The organism is Rhodopseudomonas rhenobacensis, assembly GCF_014203125.1.
In the GTDB taxonomy this organism is placed as follows: Bacteria; Pseudomonadota; Alphaproteobacteria; order Rhizobiales; family Xanthobacteraceae; genus Rhodopseudomonas_A; species Rhodopseudomonas_A rhenobacensis.
In genome coordinates this window covers 189,653-204,041 of the sequence record NZ_JACHIH010000003.1, presented here as the reverse complement: position 1 = coordinate 204,041, position 14,389 = coordinate 189,653, and the positions used below count along the sequence as shown (strand labels likewise).

General features: G+C 59.1%; 15 protein-coding genes and 1 tRNA gene. 3 read left to right on the top strand and 13 right to left on the bottom strand.

From position 1 onward, the window contains the following. Window positions 1-56: 56 nt before the first annotated feature. From HNR60_RS04485 to HNR60_RS04450, 8 genes are all read right to left on the bottom strand, one after another. Entirely contained in the window at window positions 57-437 is a 381-nt protein-coding gene (locus tag HNR60_RS04485; RefSeq protein ID WP_184254731.1) for a hypothetical protein, read from the bottom strand. After that, window positions 434-805 (bottom strand): hypothetical protein, encoded by a 372-nt coding sequence (locus HNR60_RS04480; RefSeq protein WP_184254729.1) that lies wholly within the window; start codon window positions 803-805, stop codon window positions 434-436. Before HNR60_RS04480 ends, HNR60_RS04485 begins: the two co-directional genes overlap by 4 nt. Before the next feature lie 4 nt (window positions 806-809). Then, window positions 810-2,330, bottom strand: a complete 1,521-nt coding sequence (locus tag HNR60_RS04475; protein ID WP_184254937.1) for a YfjI family protein — start codon at window positions 2,328-2,330, stop codon at window positions 810-812. Window positions 2,331-2,992: 662 nt separating this feature from the next. Beyond that, window positions 2,993-3,286, bottom strand: a complete 294-nt coding sequence (locus HNR60_RS04470) for a hypothetical protein (RefSeq protein WP_184254727.1) — start codon at window positions 3,284-3,286, stop codon at window positions 2,993-2,995. Further along, window positions 3,283-3,522, bottom strand: a complete 240-nt coding sequence (locus tag HNR60_RS04465; protein ID WP_184254725.1) for a hypothetical protein — start codon at window positions 3,520-3,522, stop codon at window positions 3,283-3,285. The genes HNR60_RS04470 and HNR60_RS04465 overlap by 4 nt, the downstream gene beginning before the upstream one ends. 4 nt (window positions 3,523-3,526) lie before the next feature. Continuing rightward, window positions 3,527-3,808, bottom strand: coding sequence for a hypothetical protein (locus HNR60_RS04460; protein ID WP_184254723.1), 282 nt, complete (start codon window positions 3,806-3,808; stop codon window positions 3,527-3,529). Between the two features lie 37 nt (window positions 3,809-3,845). Continuing rightward, a complete protein-coding gene (locus HNR60_RS04455) occupies window positions 3,846-4,634 on the bottom strand; it encodes a hypothetical protein (RefSeq protein ID WP_184254721.1) in 789 nt (262 codons plus the stop codon). Window positions 4,635-4,785: 151 nt separating this feature from the next. Further along, window positions 4,786-5,418 (bottom strand): hypothetical protein, encoded by a 633-nt coding sequence (locus HNR60_RS04450; protein WP_184254719.1) that lies wholly within the window; start codon window positions 5,416-5,418, stop codon window positions 4,786-4,788. Between the two features lie 384 nt (window positions 5,419-5,802). On the opposite strand from HNR60_RS04450, the gene HNR60_RS04445 reads away from it, so the two are divergent. Next, window positions 5,803-6,195: a hypothetical protein gene (locus HNR60_RS04445; protein ID WP_184254717.1), complete on the top strand. Its 393-nt coding sequence runs from the start codon at window positions 5,803-5,805 to the stop codon at window positions 6,193-6,195. Next, a complete protein-coding gene (locus HNR60_RS04440; protein WP_184254715.1) occupies window positions 6,192-7,235 on the top strand; it encodes a DUF2971 domain-containing protein in 1,044 nt (347 codons plus the stop codon). The genes HNR60_RS04445 and HNR60_RS04440 overlap by 4 nt, the downstream gene beginning before the upstream one ends. A gap of 172 nt (window positions 7,236-7,407) precedes the next feature. Here the strand turns inward: HNR60_RS04440 and HNR60_RS04435 are convergent, their stop codons facing one another. The 3 genes from HNR60_RS04435 to HNR60_RS04425 form a co-directional block, all read right to left on the bottom strand. Further along, window positions 7,408-8,109 carry a hypothetical protein gene (locus tag HNR60_RS04435; protein ID WP_184254713.1) on the bottom strand — a complete coding sequence of 234 codons (702 nt, stop codon included), beginning with the start codon at window positions 8,107-8,109 and terminating at the stop codon, window positions 7,408-7,410. A gap of 504 nt (window positions 8,110-8,613) precedes the next feature. Then, a complete protein-coding gene (locus HNR60_RS04430) occupies window positions 8,614-9,381 on the bottom strand; it encodes a TIGR04255 family protein (RefSeq protein WP_184254711.1) in 768 nt (255 codons plus the stop codon). A gap of 118 nt (window positions 9,382-9,499) precedes the next feature. Next, the gene (locus tag HNR60_RS04425) at window positions 9,500-10,780 is read right to left on the bottom strand and encodes a tyrosine-type recombinase/integrase (RefSeq protein WP_184254709.1); all 1,281 of its coding nucleotides are present in this window, start codon (window positions 10,778-10,780) and stop codon (window positions 9,500-9,502) included. A 430-nt stretch (window positions 10,781-11,210) separates the two neighbouring features. Here HNR60_RS04425 and HNR60_RS04420 point away from each other — a divergent pair. Then, window positions 11,211-11,287: transfer RNA gene (locus tag HNR60_RS04420), tRNA-Arg, on the top strand. Window positions 11,288-11,430: 143 nt separating this feature from the next. Here HNR60_RS04420 and HNR60_RS04415 read toward each other — a convergent pair. Further along, complete coding sequence (locus HNR60_RS04415) at window positions 11,431-13,062, bottom strand: DHA2 family efflux MFS transporter permease subunit (RefSeq protein ID WP_184254706.1); 1,632 nt, start codon at window positions 13,060-13,062, stop codon at window positions 11,431-11,433. After that, on the bottom strand, window positions 13,059-14,309 hold the full coding sequence (locus HNR60_RS04410) for an HlyD family secretion protein (RefSeq protein ID WP_184254704.1): 1,251 nt from the start codon (window positions 14,307-14,309) through the stop codon (window positions 13,059-13,061). The genes HNR60_RS04415 and HNR60_RS04410 overlap by 4 nt, the downstream gene beginning before the upstream one ends. Between the last annotated feature and the right edge of the window lie 80 nt (window positions 14,310-14,389).

Below are 14,389 nucleotides of genomic sequence, written 5' to 3'. Positions count from 1 at the left end.
GGACAACTTAGAAATGCCGGGGCTTGCCCGGGCTTTCCACTGTTTGCCGTTGATAACTAAAGCATCAATGCCGCGTCCGTCTTCTCATCAAACTTGGTGCAGAAATTGTAACCCGTCTCGGTGATTTGCGTGATCTCGTATCGGATGGTCATGTCGCCGCGCCGCATGAACGGCATGATGGTCGTTCCGATCGGCCCCGTCGCTGTCAACCACAGCAGCGCGCCGCACACCATCTCCGCGACCTTCTCGTCAGTGTGGTGCAGGTTCTTTTTCAGCGCCTCGACCACGACGTTGCGCGATGCCTGCCGATGGTCCGGCTCCGACTGTTTCGTCAGCGCCTCTTCCCACCAGGCGATCAGCCCATCGAGCTTGTCCGACTGCACCAGCGTCTTGATGTTCGCGTTGCCGAGTTCGGCTTCCATCCAGAACGTCTTCACTGAATCCACCTCTTCCGCTGATCGTCGACTTCCAGCCGCGCCAGCCGTTCCGCTTCCTCGCGCAACAGACACCCATCGAACTCAAGGACGGCCGCCCGCTCTTCGTATGCCGCCTGCCAGTCTTCATCATCCCAGCCGGCGCGGTCATCGAGCAAATAAAAATTCTGGAAACGCCCAGACAGCGAACTCCCAAAACCCCCAAAACCCTCGTCAGCCTCCAGCGTGAATTTCTGGATATCCTCGGAAGGGCTACCCCCAAAACCCCCAAAACCCGCTTGAGGGGGGTTTTGGGGGTTTTGTCGGTTCGGGTCGGTAGCGTTTTCTAGTTTTTTTTCATCGGTTCGGAGAGCAGCCAGCCAACGGCCCATAGTCTCACCCTCCGGCCTGAAGTGCGGGATTCCAGCAATATGTGATTGTAGGACGGCCACCCGCCCCCACCGGCTTGCCCTGGACCTCTCGGCAGTGGTTGGTGGCGATCAGCATCTCGATCGATGCTGTAACCGTCTCGCGGTCGCTCAGGCCTGCCCAGCCCTTCTTGTGAACGTCGCGGGCGGTGAATGAATCCGACAACTGGTTCCGCCGCTCAATGATCAGCCTAGCGCCATCCTCGGCCATCGTCTCGCCGGACGAATAGAGCCGATTGGCGTGGCTGCGGAGATAGTCGGCCCAGCCCAGCGCCCGGCGCATTGCCGTCTCGTTCACGTCGAACCGGCCGCCGTCGATCAGTTCGAACAGCAACGCCAGCGATGCCACCGTTTTCGGCATCTTCAGGATATGGCTTTCCAGCGTTGAGGGCAGAGACCCCGACCGGGCTTCGGACTGGATTTCTGTCATCCATTGCTGGAACAACTCCTGACTCTCCGGCGAGAAGCGCAGCACGGTCGGCCGCTCGGTGTCGCCCATCGGCAGGTCGTACAGATCGCGGAAAACCTTGTCGTAGGCGAGCCGCGCCAGCGTGTTCGGTGCGCGGTCAACCCAGCGCCATGATCCGATATCGTCCGGCCACACCACCATCTGCAAGCGCTGGATCAATCCGTCATTGCTGGCGCCCGACATGGCACCGCGGACGATCGGGGCGATGCGGGACGGCTGCACACCACCGATGATGCTGACGGTGCAATGCTCGATATGCACGGTGCCGCGCCCGATGCGGTCATAGGTGAAGCGGCCATCACCATTGAACGCCTCAAGATAGAACGCTCGCTCGCTCTGATGCTCCTCGCTTTCCATGCGGGCGAGGAAGCCGGGCAACTCGTCCCGGATCAGCAGAATGCCACGCGGGTTCTCGTTCAGCAGTTCGCCCAGCTTTTCGACCGTGGCGTCGTTCACCACGATGCGGGGACATGGCGGTTGGTCATCGTCATCGCCGGCTAGGCCCTCTAGGAGTTCACGGGCAGCATCGCGGTCACCGTTCTTCAGCGCCTTCTCGGCGCGTTTCTTGGCATCCTTGGCGTCGAGGCCGGAAAGCGCTTCGTCGATCTGAGCGCTTTTGATTTCCTCTTCCCACTTCTCGCGCAGGTCATCGGTGATGGCGTAGATCGGGCCGAGCGCGGCCTGCATGGCCGGGGACTTCATCGCGCTGGGCCGGCCGATGATCGCACCCCAGAGGTTCGGCACGACTTCCCAATCATCGTTTTGCTTTGGCCGAACGCGAACCCGGTTTCCGATCGTTGCTGCGATTCCGCACAGCGCGGTCACGGCCGCGAAATCCGGGGGCGCTTGCTGGCGGTCGGCGACGTCCATCACGTAGTCCCGGATGGCTTCGGGCAACAGTTCGGGAATGAACGGCTCGACCGCCGGCAGCGTCGAGGTGATCGGCGTCACGGCAGGCCAGCCACCGGCGGTCACCGGCCGGGCGACGGCGAGAAGGCGGCTGATATCGTTGTCGTTCATGCCAGGCGGCACGTCGTCAGCTAGATCCCACCCTTGCGGCATTGACGGCGGCGTGGTGACCATGTGGACGGATGCCGCGATGCCCTGCAACAGCCCGGCCACCGTCTCCGCATATTTCGATCCCGGTTCATCGGCGTCGGGCCAAAGCACGACATGCCGTCCGGCCAGGGTAGACCAGTCGGCCTTGCGGGCGGCATGGGAGCCGCTGGACGACGTAACCACCACGTAGCTGTCGAAGCGCTTGGCCGCCGCGTCGGCAGCCTTCTCGCCCTCGACCACCATCACGCGCGCGGACGGTCGGGCAGCCAGCCTATCGAGGCCATAGAGCGGACGCCGATCGGAGATGTTTCGGCAACGCCATTCTTTGCGGTCATTCGGCCCCTCGCAGAATACGAAGGGCTTGATCTGCTTATCTGCCGGCTTGCCATTCGCAGGCCGATTATAGCGGACCACGCAAAGCATCAATTGCCCGGCGGCATCGTTGTAGCGCCAGCCTTCGGCAAACGTGTAGCCCGCTGGGCAAAAGCGATTGATGAGAGCATTGGTGAGTTTCGGAGCGTCGGCCGGGATCGGCAGCAGCGGACGCCATGCGTCATCAACTGCTGGCGGCGGAGGAACGTCACCGTCTAAGGGCGCGAACGCCTCATCCACATTGATCATGTTCATCCTTCACGTATTCCAAGCATTGCAGCTACCCGGCGCGCGGCCTCGAGCTGCGATAGATCGAAGAGAAATGCCGCGAGGCTTACCGGGTCGCCGCCGGTGTCACCCGTGGCGAAGTCGGCCCATCGGCCCGTGCTGATGTTGATGCGGAAACTTCCCGGCGTGCGGTCAGCACGGCGCGGGTTGCGGGCGACGTACTCACGCCCCTCTCGACGACCACCGGGCAACCAGCGATCGAGCAGCGACGGCAGCGAACTAAGCGCCGCGGCGTTGACCTTGCCGAAGTCGATCATTGGAGCAGATCAGTTCGGCCGATGCGATCATGCACAGGCAACTCGCCCCACTCTTCGGCGATGATCTCCGCTTCAACGACGGCTTGCTGGTAGGACGAACCACACCACATGCCGATCTCGCAGCCGTCTTCCTCGACCACGTTGACGAAGTATTGGAAGAGACCGATTTCGGCAGTGATGGGACTGCTGATGATCGTCCCGCCGTCGATAAACACATGTGCGCCGATGTTGCCCATTTGTTCAGCCCGCCTGCGAACTGCTAGCAATAAGCGGCCCAAGCTTCTTTTTCGCCCAAGCATCCAACGAGTGGCGGGGATAGAGAGGTGTGCGATTCACCTTCTGAAATTCAGGGCCTCCGCCAATGGTCACGTATTTTGCCAATGTGGCAGGCGCGATGGTGATGCCGAACACCACATCAAGATATTCCGACGCGTGCTCCCGTCGGAGTCTAGGCTTGTCGAGGTGCGCCGGCAGACAAGCCGGGGGCGTTCCCTCCGAAGAGGGTTTTTCAGCTTCATTCATTTTTCAGTCTCCTAGAGGCTCGCCTGGCGCGAGTTGCTTAGCCTGTACTCAGCACATCACCGCGTAGAGCGCGTCCGACAGCGTCGAACTCGCGACCACCCAGGTATCGTTCGAAACCAATTCCTTTTGATCTGTGTTCTCGCAGTGCCTGGATGGCGTCGCCGAAAGCATCAGCACTCCGCAGATGCTCAGCTCGCAACCGTTTGCTTTCGGCGTTCTCCGCTCGTTTCCGAGATTCTGCTGCAAGCCGAAAAAACTCTGGAAGGAAGGGAATAACAATCATCCCCATGTGCTGCTTCGGGTCACCACCGGCATCTGCAATACGATCCAGCATTTTGTGCGACAGGATGAATTTGAAGACGCCGATGGGAAATGGCCCTTGAACTCGCATTTCGATATGCGGGCCCGGGTACGCGCTTTCTTCCATCATGCCGTCGGGAGACTCGCTCCAGAAGACAACGTCCTTGATCGTTTCGTCGCGATACTTGGCGATAAATGCTGCGCAGTAGTCGAGGAATTTCGCGTCGTCCTTAAGATCCAGCTCGGCCTGCAAAACGCTCAATAGGATCGCATTGTCCTTGTTCTCAAGAGGGCACGTATTGGCGTACTCCATAAAGAACGGGCCGATATCGTTCGGTCCTGCCGAGAGCATGACGTACAGCAGCTTTGCCGAGTCCATCAGCGTAACAGGTGACGCACCGCGCCCCGGCTTTGTTGGCGGCCACCGACGAATTTTTCGCAGACCAAGCCCATAGGCCTCGACGGCGGAGACTGATTTGCCGGTTGCGTCGGCAAGCGCCTCGTAGAGATTATTTGCAGTAGCCATGTCGAATCTCGCTGGGTATAACTTTAACCTAGATGGCTGGGTAAAAAGGTCAAGTCTTTACCCGGCCATCTAGGTAATCAGTTTTTCCCGTGATGGATAACCCGCCGGCCGGAGCCGACGGGACTTGTCAGACCAGAAATTGCGCTAAGCGTCAGCCTTGCGCCGTCTGTGAGTTCGCCGCGTCGTACAGGAAATCGCCGGACCGTCTCAGCCGGGCAATGTCGAACAGCACCGATCGGGCAATGGTGCCGTCGCGACTATCCATCATGATGCCGGTTTCGATCTTAAAGATCAGCACGGGCAGGTTGGTTGCCGGGATGGCGGCGAACTCCGAAATCGATTCGCAATATGCCGCCTCCACCTCGTTTCGGCGGCCCTTCAATTCGCCAACCTTGGTTTGCCACATCACCTTCTGCCGGCGTTCGTGCCAGTCGCTGCGGATCGTGCCGATGTCCTTTTTCCACTCGTCAGCGGCCTCGTCCCAGATCATGTCAGGCAAAGGATTACGCGCTTCCCATGCCTTCAAAGCCCGATCACCAATTTTGCATTTGGCGTCGAGCTGGTGCCATTGGGTCAGCCGTTCGTCGATCTCAGCCTTGATCTCGATAAAGAAGGGGTCAACGGCCTCGCTGGCAACGATCGGGGCCACCCCGGCGGCTTCAGCGGGCGGCAGGGGCGCGGCCAGCGCCATTGCGGTGCTGGCAGCGGCAAGGGCCGCGGTGTGGGTCAGAAAACCGCGCCTGGACGTGTCCACGGGCGGAAACATAGGTCTAGCGTCGGTCATGGGTGTTGCTCACTGAAATCGGCTTGTCACAGCCGTCGCCCGGTAACAGACCGAGCAGCCGGGGAGTGACAACCTGCCAGTGAGACAGGCAGAGCGCTTTTAAGGGCCGAAACCCTCTGGACAGCACGCTCATCCCCGGCCATAAATCGGCCGTTCGGAGCCGAGCCGCCAAGCTCGTCCGTCGAGTTTCACGACAACGTCGTAAAACTCATATCCGCGGCACTCGCCTGCGAAGCGAGAGCACTGATCCTTAGATGGATTGCGGGTAGTCACTGGTCCGGGTTGTCACGCCCACGGACATGCTCACCTGATTTGGTTAAAAATGTCCACCCCTCTGGGGGCGCTTCGGCGCGTCCTGTGCTATCGAGTTCAAAACTCGGGGGAATGACCGTGGATTTTACAGTTGCACTTGCTTCCGCATCGCAGGCGCTGACGATCGTCAAGCAGCTACGCGAGATCGACAAAGGCGTCAGCGAGGGAGAGCTCAAGGCCTCAATGGCGGACCTCTACGGAAAGGTCGCAGAGCTACGGATGGCGCTCACTGACGCCCGGGAAGAAATTCATGAGAAGGATCGGCAGATCAAATCGCTACGCGATCAGATCGCTGCTCATACATCTGGCGAAGCGTGTCCCATTTGCCGTGAAGGAAAAATGGAAGTCATTAGCTCAAAGAAAGATCCTGTCTTCGGCGTCATGGGCGTGCAGCTGCAAACTCTGAAGTGTGGAAAATGCGGCCACTCCGAAGAGCACCAGTATGATCCGATGGGGCGCCAATGAACAATAAGATTGGAAAGAAGAAAAAGCGGAAGTTGCTCGACGAAGCTGCCGCATCCGGCTCGCCGGCGGTAGACCATTCGGGCGAGGATCCAGCGGCGATCGATCGTAAGGACACGCATCTCTACAAGTACGCGGGTTCTCAGCTCGTTGATGCCATTTTCAGCTCGCCTGAGCGGGTGACTATGAAGTGCTCTTTGCCGAAGGATTTCAACGATCCTTACGAGCTATTTCTCACAATAGATTTCGACGAGGAGCCAGACGCGCTGGCCTTTTACGCCGACGCTGTTGGCGAGCTTGTTCAGCAACCCACCACCTGCTTTTCTCGATCGCCGGATGTGGTCCCTATGTGGGCCCACTATGCCGAAAACCATAAAGGATTTGTGGTTGAATTTTCCGAAACTTGCCTTGCGAAGGCTTTTCCTGAAAGCAGTTTCGGCGACGTAACTTATTCAGATGTCCCGTCCGAAGGCCTGACCGACATGCTCTATAGAGCATTTAGAATCGGAAAATATCGCTACATCTATCTTTTGCGATTAGGCGTGTATCGTGCCGCCTACTACACCAAAGCAACCTGCTGGAGCTACGAGCGGGAGCGTCGAATGGTTGCTTCGGAAACGGAGATCCGCGACGCTTCCGATCTACTACTTCTAGACGCGCCAGTTCAATGTGTGAGAAGCATCATCGCTGGTTCAAGAGCAACAGATGCAACGAAAGATGCTCTAAAAAGGAAAGCTCACGAACTGGGCTGTCGCTACTTCGAAATTCGAATTGGCAGGGTCACAGCAATTCCATACTTCCTTGACCTTCATGAACGCCCGCACATTTTCGACGGCTCGGCGCTTATCCCTGCCGCTGTATCGTGCAGCACCTGTTTCGAGCCCATGAAGGCAGATAGTTCCCAGACGGAATGTTCCTGGTGTCGGATCAATCAGCAGATGACTCAGTATGCAGCGTCTCGCAATTCATATCGAATGCTTGATCGCGCGGGCCTTTTGGACTCTTACATTGAGGGCATGGACAAAATTACATTTGGAAGCTGAAAGCCCGACAGGGAATAGAAGCGGACCTATCATCTCGCCGCATCTCGCTAAGATTTCGTCACGTTGCTTCAATCTACCTCGACTCCGACACGTCGAACAGAAGGGTCAAACATTGTTGCGCCACTCGGGGGCGACGATGGAGGGTATGAGCTTCCCACGTTTTGGCGGTTTGTCAGGTCGCGGCCGGGCCGTTTTCTGCGTTTCTGCAAGCACCCATGAACTGAACGATCTCCGCTGCCGCCGTCGAGGCGTCATCGAAAGCGATTGGCCAATCAGGTAGGATAGCCGCACCACAGACTTCGTCTGGTCTGAAGCGGACTGCACCAACATTTTCTGCAAGGGCAGTGGTATGTTCGGCGGAAGCCCCGTTCTCTTGCAATTTTTCGAGTATACCCACCTGCCACGCAAGATCATCAGGCCGCGCCTCTGGCCACGTATGCTCTTCAAGCATTGGGAAACCTAGGTGCCTCAAAACGGCAAGTATATACGTTGCGCAGGTTAATCCCATTCCTAGGGGTGGCTCGATAAACTCGTCCGTACCACGCTCAAACACATCTCCGGTCACCGAAAATCCATATGGAATTTTGTCAGGTTTTGCGCGGCGCTTGTTCAACCACGATGCGACGGTTTTTGTATTGATATCGCCGAGCTGGATCTGGTCCCACTTGTAAGCTTCATCTGGCGCACCATCCGCTATTTGGATGTGATGCCAGGCAAGATGGGCAAGACGCGCAGGTTGATTATCGGTCTTATAGAGTAAAGCGACATGAAGGCCGAAGTCTTGGCCATCATATATGGGGTCAACAGATCTCGCAGCAATGCCGAGAAATCGTACGTCATCGAACGGCCTCTCAGCATTCGCGGCAAGGGGCATTACTGCTCGAGCCCGATCAATATTTTCTTCGATGGAAGGCCACGCGCGTTAAGCTCCGCTCTGACTCTGCGAAGCAGAGAATACCAAGGCTTATCTATCAGGCTACGCACGGCGAACGTAGTCCGTAGGAGCGTCACCATGATTTCGGGTGAAATCAGGTTTTCCGGCATCACTCTGAATATGCGCCGGATATCTTCGAATTGACGCGCCTTCAAAAGCTCATTCAACCCCTCGATTACCACCTCGATAGTGTCGGTGCCGCTTCCCTCTCTATCAGAAGTGACCGCTGTAACGACCCACGCAAGGTTCAAGTTGGGCTTCTGCGCAGCTCGACGCGAATGTGGGAATTGCTCCAAACAAGCATGATGGAGACGCCACGTCTTTGCCGTGACGCTCTGCAAATAGGTCGCTAAATGATCAGCGGCAAAGAAACGCGACTGATCATGTGCAGGCACATGTGTGCACACGACGAAGGCGATTTTGTCGTCGATGAAGCGGGGGTGGTCAGTCGACAGATCGTGGATTAAGGGCGAGATGTAGTTTCGACTGAATGCACCATTGAAAAACGCGTCCGCTTTCGGCATTGAATCGGTTGAGATTGCCAAGGCTTTGGAGTTCATCAGCGTCAACTGCTTTCTCGGTATAAAAAAGGTTGTCTATCAGAAACGACGGACCGTCCCCATCGTCGTCGCCAACAAGTCCTGCGGTGATACGGACGTTGGCGTCGCCATCGATGGGCAACTCGATTACAGAATGATAGCTCTCTACTGCATCCTCAGGCACGTCTGGATCGGCAAGGGCTCCGAGCAACGCAGGCTTAATAAGATCTTTCCAGTCGGCATCGGTAAGCTTCAACTCGTCTCGATCAATTAGATTGACGTAGTTGAGCGCAACGCGCGTAAAAAGCTTTGGTCCATAGTTATCGATCAAGGTCTTTATCGCTAACGAGATGTATTCTCGAAAACTCTCCCAGCGCTCGTAGTCCTTTGTGCGAACGCCAAGGAAGTCCGAACCCAGCGCGATCGAAACAACCCGGTCCGCCGAGTGAAATTCGTAGATCATCGAACGTAATGGTTTGTCGTCAGCGCGCTCTGTTGAGCCACCTTCGGCCGCCTCTGTTTCCAGAAACGGAAATTGCGCCATGAGAGCAGCCTGAAATGACACGGGGAGAGCGTTGTCGATTGCCAATATCCGCGGAAACGAAATGAGGCACATCACCTGAGCAAGAGGATTAGGGTCGTAGATCACCCTATCTCTGGCCGGAAATTTCATTGATTTGCCCTTTACACGTTCTGAATCGTTACCCTAGGCGCCGCCCGGCTGCTTCGTCTAGTGCCCCTAAGCGTCTACGGCCACAAAATGGCCTTTTTTCGGATCCCTGCGACGATTCTTAGACCACAACCGTGGACAAATGGTTTTGATCCATAGGAGCGTTGCCGGTCATCTGTCCCAAAATCGAGCGACTTACCTTGTCGGCCGCCGCGATCAACACCGTGTCGAGGTGGTGGATATATCGCCCCGTGACGGAGCCGCTGGCCGAGTGACCGATGAGCGCCGCAATGGTGGACTCGGTGAAGCCGAGATCACCTGCCACCGAAGCAAAACTATGACGCAACGTGTGCGCCGTGACGCCTGCCAGCTTCGCCCGTGTCATCACGCGATCAATCGCGCGGGCCATGCCGCCATAGCTGCCATCGTCGCTCCGATCGGCCGGCAATAGGTATGGCGAGCGCCTGAGGTTGGCCACACTGCGGATGACATCGGCAGCGGCGGCGCCGAGGGGTCTCACCGACGCGCCTTCCTTGCTGTCGGCCAGCCGCAAGCATGAGCCGGCCAGGTCAATCTCATCGTATTTCAACCCGACGATTTCGCTGATGCGGCATCCGGTCAGCGCTAGCAACCAGATGCCAGTGATGCCTTGCTCCGGTTCGGCCAGTTCGTCGGCCGTCCGCAGCGCAGCGCCGAGCCGCTGATATTCGTCTGGGGACAGCCGTCGGGTGCGCGATGCGTCGGCCTGTCGTTTAGCACCGCGCGCCGGATTGAACGGAATGATGCCCTCACTCACCGCGTAAGTCAGAATGCCGCCGAGCAAGCCCGCAGTTCGCGCGGCGGTGCCGGCGCCGCCCTCGACCACTGACTTGCCGCGTTTCTTGTCTGTCTTCACGACCGCGGCCGTCTTGCCGAGCGTCACGTCCCGAATGAAGCGGTTGACGTCGGCCTGCACCAGGTCGCGGACCAGCTTATTGCCGAGCAGCGGCTTTATGTGCCGCTCGATCCGGCCACGATCGGAAACCAGCGTCGTTTCCTTTTTCGGCAACTGGCGCTTGCCCATGATCAGGCCGCCCTCGGCCGCCTTCAGGTAATTGTCGCAGAGATCGCGCACCGTGAGCGACTTGCGGCGGGTTGCCTTGTCTTCCGCCGGATCCTCTCCGCGTGCCACGTCACCGAGCACGATCTTTGCCTGGGTGCGCGCCTGCTCTGCGGTGACCGCTCCGTGCGTTCCGATCTTCACCCGGCGGGTGCGGCCACCGGCGCGATACTGCGCCATGTAGACCTTGCGCCCGGTCGGCCAGACGCGCACGCCGAACCCCGGAAGCTCGCCATCCCACGCGAAATAATCGCGCGCCTCGACCGGGAGTCGATCGACATGGCTCTTCGTGAGCTTCGGCATGGAGCGGCCCGGCAGGATTACAGGAAGCATATAGGAAGCAGCGGCGGGTAATTCCGGGAATTTTCCGGTGTAACCGTTGCCTTCCCAGAACCCCCTTAATAGCCCGCGTTAGCGCATTCCGGCAAGCTCTGGCGATGAACAGGAAGCAGCGGAAAACCCATGTGCCAAGCCCTCCGAAGGCTCGTGTCAAGTGCGTTTCGTTTGTAGGCAACTGAAGAAAGGCTTGTATAAACAGTGACTTGATGGCCCCGTTGATCGCTTCAGAGACCCGACCGATTTTCGCGTAAGCACCGCGTAAGCAGTTTCGGGAGAACGGAAGCGGACCGCCGGATAGCTGAGCGTAGTTATCTCGTCGTCCAATGAGGGTTGAATTTATGATCGGCGAATCCGTTGACCCTCACGGGTCGGTCGGGCTAGGCGAATGAGAGATGCACCCGTAGCTCAGCTGGATAGAGCGCCACCCTCCGAAGGTGGAGGCCACACGTTCGAATCGTGTCGGGTGCGCCATCTCATCATGTCAAGCGCACCGCGCACGAGCGTGAGATCAACCGATCGGCGATGGAGAGCAGCTCCTGCCGCTGCTCCTCCTTGAGCGGGTAGTGAGGCAACCGCCAAGATGCTCCCTCCTGTTCTGAACTGACATCGCGGATTTATGCTTCGGCCGTTTTGTCTCTCCGTCTGCGCCCGAGCAGTGTCAGACTAGCCTTCACCACGAGGAGGCAGGGGACTGCGACGACGAAGAGCAGGGCGAGCGACAGGAATGCCTCATTGAATGAAATCGCAGCGGCTTGGCCCGTCACCATGCGATCCAGCGCGGCAAGAGCGGCTGACGTGGCTTGCTCCGGGGCCATTCCGCGGCTTGCAAATCCCTGCTCCATTGCTTGTAGTGACTGGGTGACGACCGGGCTTCCCTGAGCGAGGTTCGATACGATGACGGTGCGGCTGACGGCCATATGGTGATCGAGGAAGGTCGCCAGGAAGGCAATACCGATCAGCCCTCCCATCTGTCGGCCAAGATTGAACAACCCAACGCCATGCGGAATCTCGGCGCCTGTAAGATCGCCTAGGCAGACGATGGTGATGGCGATGAACAGCAGACCCATACCGAAGCCCCGCAGCACGAGCGTGGGAACGAGGTCTGGGTAGCCGCTTCCTGCATTCGAGCCCGAGAGGAGCCACATTGCCGTCATGAAAATGGCGATGCCAAACGGAACGATCACGACGGGAGGGGCGCGCAGGAGTTGGATCACCGAACCGCTGGTGAGAAGTCCCAACCCGACGGTGAGGGCGCTCGGTAGCAGCACCAAGCCTGCGTCGCGGGCGGGAAATTGCAGCACTTCGAGCGTGTAGGCCGGGATGAGGAATGCGCTGCCAAACAGCGCAAATCCCGCGACGAAGCTAACGGCGAAGCCGAACGCGAATTCCTCATGCCTAAAGATCTTGAGGTCGATCAGCGGCGACGTGTTCCTGCCGCTGCGCTGCCAGCAGATAAAGCCGGTAAGGGAGGCCCCGGCGATCAAACTCAGCCAGACAATCTTGCTGTCCTCGAACCAGTCCCACCTACTTCCTTCGACCAACACGTAAACTAACGATGGAAGACCGAGGCAAATCAGCGCGAGCCCGAGCCAATCGGGCTTGACGACGCAAGGGACGCGGCGTGGCGTGAACAGCGGCAAGACGGCCAGCACGACCAGGCCGATCGGCACATTGAGCAGGAGGACAGCGTTCCATGAGTCCGCGTCCACGATGACGCCGGCGATCGCCGGAGCTGCAGTCGTCGGCAGCATGATCGCGCCGAGAGCAAAAATGGCCTGGATCAGCCCCTGGCGTCGGTTAGGAAATTGACCGAACAGCCAGCTTTGCCCTCCGGCGAGGATGGCGGCCCCGCCAAGCCCTTGAAGCGCTCGACACAGCACGAGGAACGTAAGATCCCGGCCGAGCCAGCATCCTGCGGAGGCGATGATGACCAAAACGAGGGCGCACTGCAGCAGTCGCCGCGTGCCGAGCCAGGTGAGAAGCAGCGCGGTCATGGGCAACCCGCACACCTTGGCCATGAAATAAGCCAGGTTGAGCCAAGCCGCTTCGTCCGGAGTCGCCGATACATAGCCGGCCATGTGATCACCGGCGATGTCGAAGATGATCGCGTTCAAGCCATCCATCACGGCCGCCGCCGTAAGTGCTCCGACCGCGATGACGGCCGCGGCGCGTCCCGATGCTTTCCGTGTCGCCGCGCCGTCGAGCGCGCCGGCCGCAGGATGGACGATGAAGGTCGTAGCGGTCATGGCCGGCCTGCTTCTGCACCGGAAGCGGAACCTGAGTCGGAACGGCTATTGCCGACGTCGATATCGACAGACGCCGACATGCCGGGGCGCAAGCGCCCTTGAAGGGCGCCACCCGGATCAACCGCAATTTTCACAGGGATTCGCTGAACGATCTTGACGAAGTTGCCTGTGGCATTGTCCGGCGGCAGGAGGGCGAATTGCGCGCCACTTGCCGGGGAGAAGCTGTCGATGTGTCCCGGGACTGCAACGCCTGGAAAGGAATCTGCCCGAATGGTAACGGCCTGGCCGGGACGCATTAGAGCTACTTGCGTCTCCTTGAAGTTCGCTACGACCCACACCCGTTCTAGCGGGACGATCGACAGGAGCGGCGTTCCGGGCTGCACCAGAGCCCCCAAACGGACCGATCGCGCGCCTACCACGCCATCGACAGGAGCCCGGAGGGCCGTGTTCGCCAAATCTATTCGAGCAAGTGTTTGGTTGGCTTCGGCCTGCCCCAGGTTCGCGCGCGCCTGCTGCAGGCTGGCCTCCACCTGCTTCCGGCTACTCGCCAGCACGTCGAGCTTGCCTCGCTCCGCTGCGGCGGCCGCTCTTGCGCCCGCGACAGCCGCATTGGCTTTGCGAAGGTCAGCCGTTGCAGTCTCTAACCGCTGGCGAGACACGGCCGACTCTTTGACGAGTGTCTCATACCGCGTGTAGTCGAGCTGGGCTCGCTCGAACTCGGCCTCGGCGCTCATCACCGCAGCCTCGGCCTGGGCGATGACGTTGCGTTGCTGGGTGGTTTGGCTGTCGAGATTCGTGACGGCCGCCTCCTGGGCCTCAATTCCTGCCCGGGCGGCAGCGACGTTGGCCTCTGCCTGAGCCACCCTCGCGCGGAAGTCCGCGTCATCGATGCGGACGAGGACCTGTCCTGCTTTTACCTCCTCGTTGTCGGCGATCGGGAGCGCCGACACGTAGCCCTGCACCTTCGGGCTGATCACTGTGATCTCAGCGCGCACATAAGCGTCTTCAGATTTCTCGACCGACGCACGCTCCCAGTACCAGGCGCAGGCCGCTGCGAGCCCCGCTCCGCCAAGGGCAAGGCCGCAGACGATCAGTACGCGTCGGGCACCACGACCGATGGCGCCCCTCTCTTGTTTGGCCGGGCTAAACCCGGTGCTCCGGTCAGAGATGATGTGTTCACTAGGCGCTTCCGCGGCGGGAGGTGGAGAATGGCTGGGATGGGTCAAAAGCTCTGTGGCGTGGCGCATGGATATCTCCTTGCCATCATGTTTTTTGGACTGTACCGTACGGTCCAATAAATGGCAAGGGACATCCAGGGATGTCTGGC

Coding starts and splice junctions, on each gene's coding strand:
- HNR60_RS04480 (WP_184254729.1), bottom strand. CDS start 805: ATGGGCCGTTGGCTGGCTGCTCTCCGAACCGATGAAAAAAAACTAGAA.
- HNR60_RS04475 (WP_184254937.1), bottom strand. CDS start 2,330: ATGAACGACAACGATATCAGCCGCCTTCTCGCCGTCGCCCGGCCGGTG.
- HNR60_RS04470 (WP_184254727.1), bottom strand. CDS start 3,286: ATGATCGACTTCGGCAAGGTCAACGCCGCGGCGCTTAGTTCGCTGCCG.
- HNR60_RS04465 (WP_184254725.1), bottom strand. CDS start 3,522: ATGGGCAACATCGGCGCACATGTGTTTATCGACGGCGGGACGATCATC.
- HNR60_RS04460 (WP_184254723.1), bottom strand. CDS start 3,808: ATGAATGAAGCTGAAAAACCCTCTTCGGAGGGAACGCCCCCGGCTTGT.
- HNR60_RS04455 (WP_184254721.1), bottom strand. CDS start 4,634: ATGGCTACTGCAAATAATCTCTACGAGGCGCTTGCCGACGCAACCGGC.
- HNR60_RS04450 (WP_184254719.1), bottom strand. CDS start 5,418: ATGACCGACGCTAGACCTATGTTTCCGCCCGTGGACACGTCCAGGCGC.
- HNR60_RS04445 (WP_184254717.1), top strand. CDS start 5,803: ATGACCGTGGATTTTACAGTTGCACTTGCTTCCGCATCGCAGGCGCTG.
- HNR60_RS04440 (WP_184254715.1), top strand. CDS start 6,192: ATGAACAATAAGATTGGAAAGAAGAAAAAGCGGAAGTTGCTCGACGAA.
- HNR60_RS04435 (WP_184254713.1), bottom strand. CDS start 8,109: ATGCCCCTTGCCGCGAATGCTGAGAGGCCGTTCGATGACGTACGATTT.
- HNR60_RS04430 (WP_184254711.1), bottom strand. CDS start 9,381: ATGAAATTTCCGGCCAGAGATAGGGTGATCTACGACCCTAATCCTCTT.
- HNR60_RS04425 (WP_184254709.1), bottom strand. CDS start 10,780: ATGCCGAAGCTCACGAAGAGCCATGTCGATCGACTCCCGGTCGAGGCG.
- HNR60_RS04415 (WP_184254706.1), bottom strand. CDS start 13,062: ATGACCGCTACGACCTTCATCGTCCATCCTGCGGCCGGCGCGCTCGAC.
- HNR60_RS04410 (WP_184254704.1), bottom strand. CDS start 14,309: ATGCGCCACGCCACAGAGCTTTTGACCCATCCCAGCCATTCTCCACCT.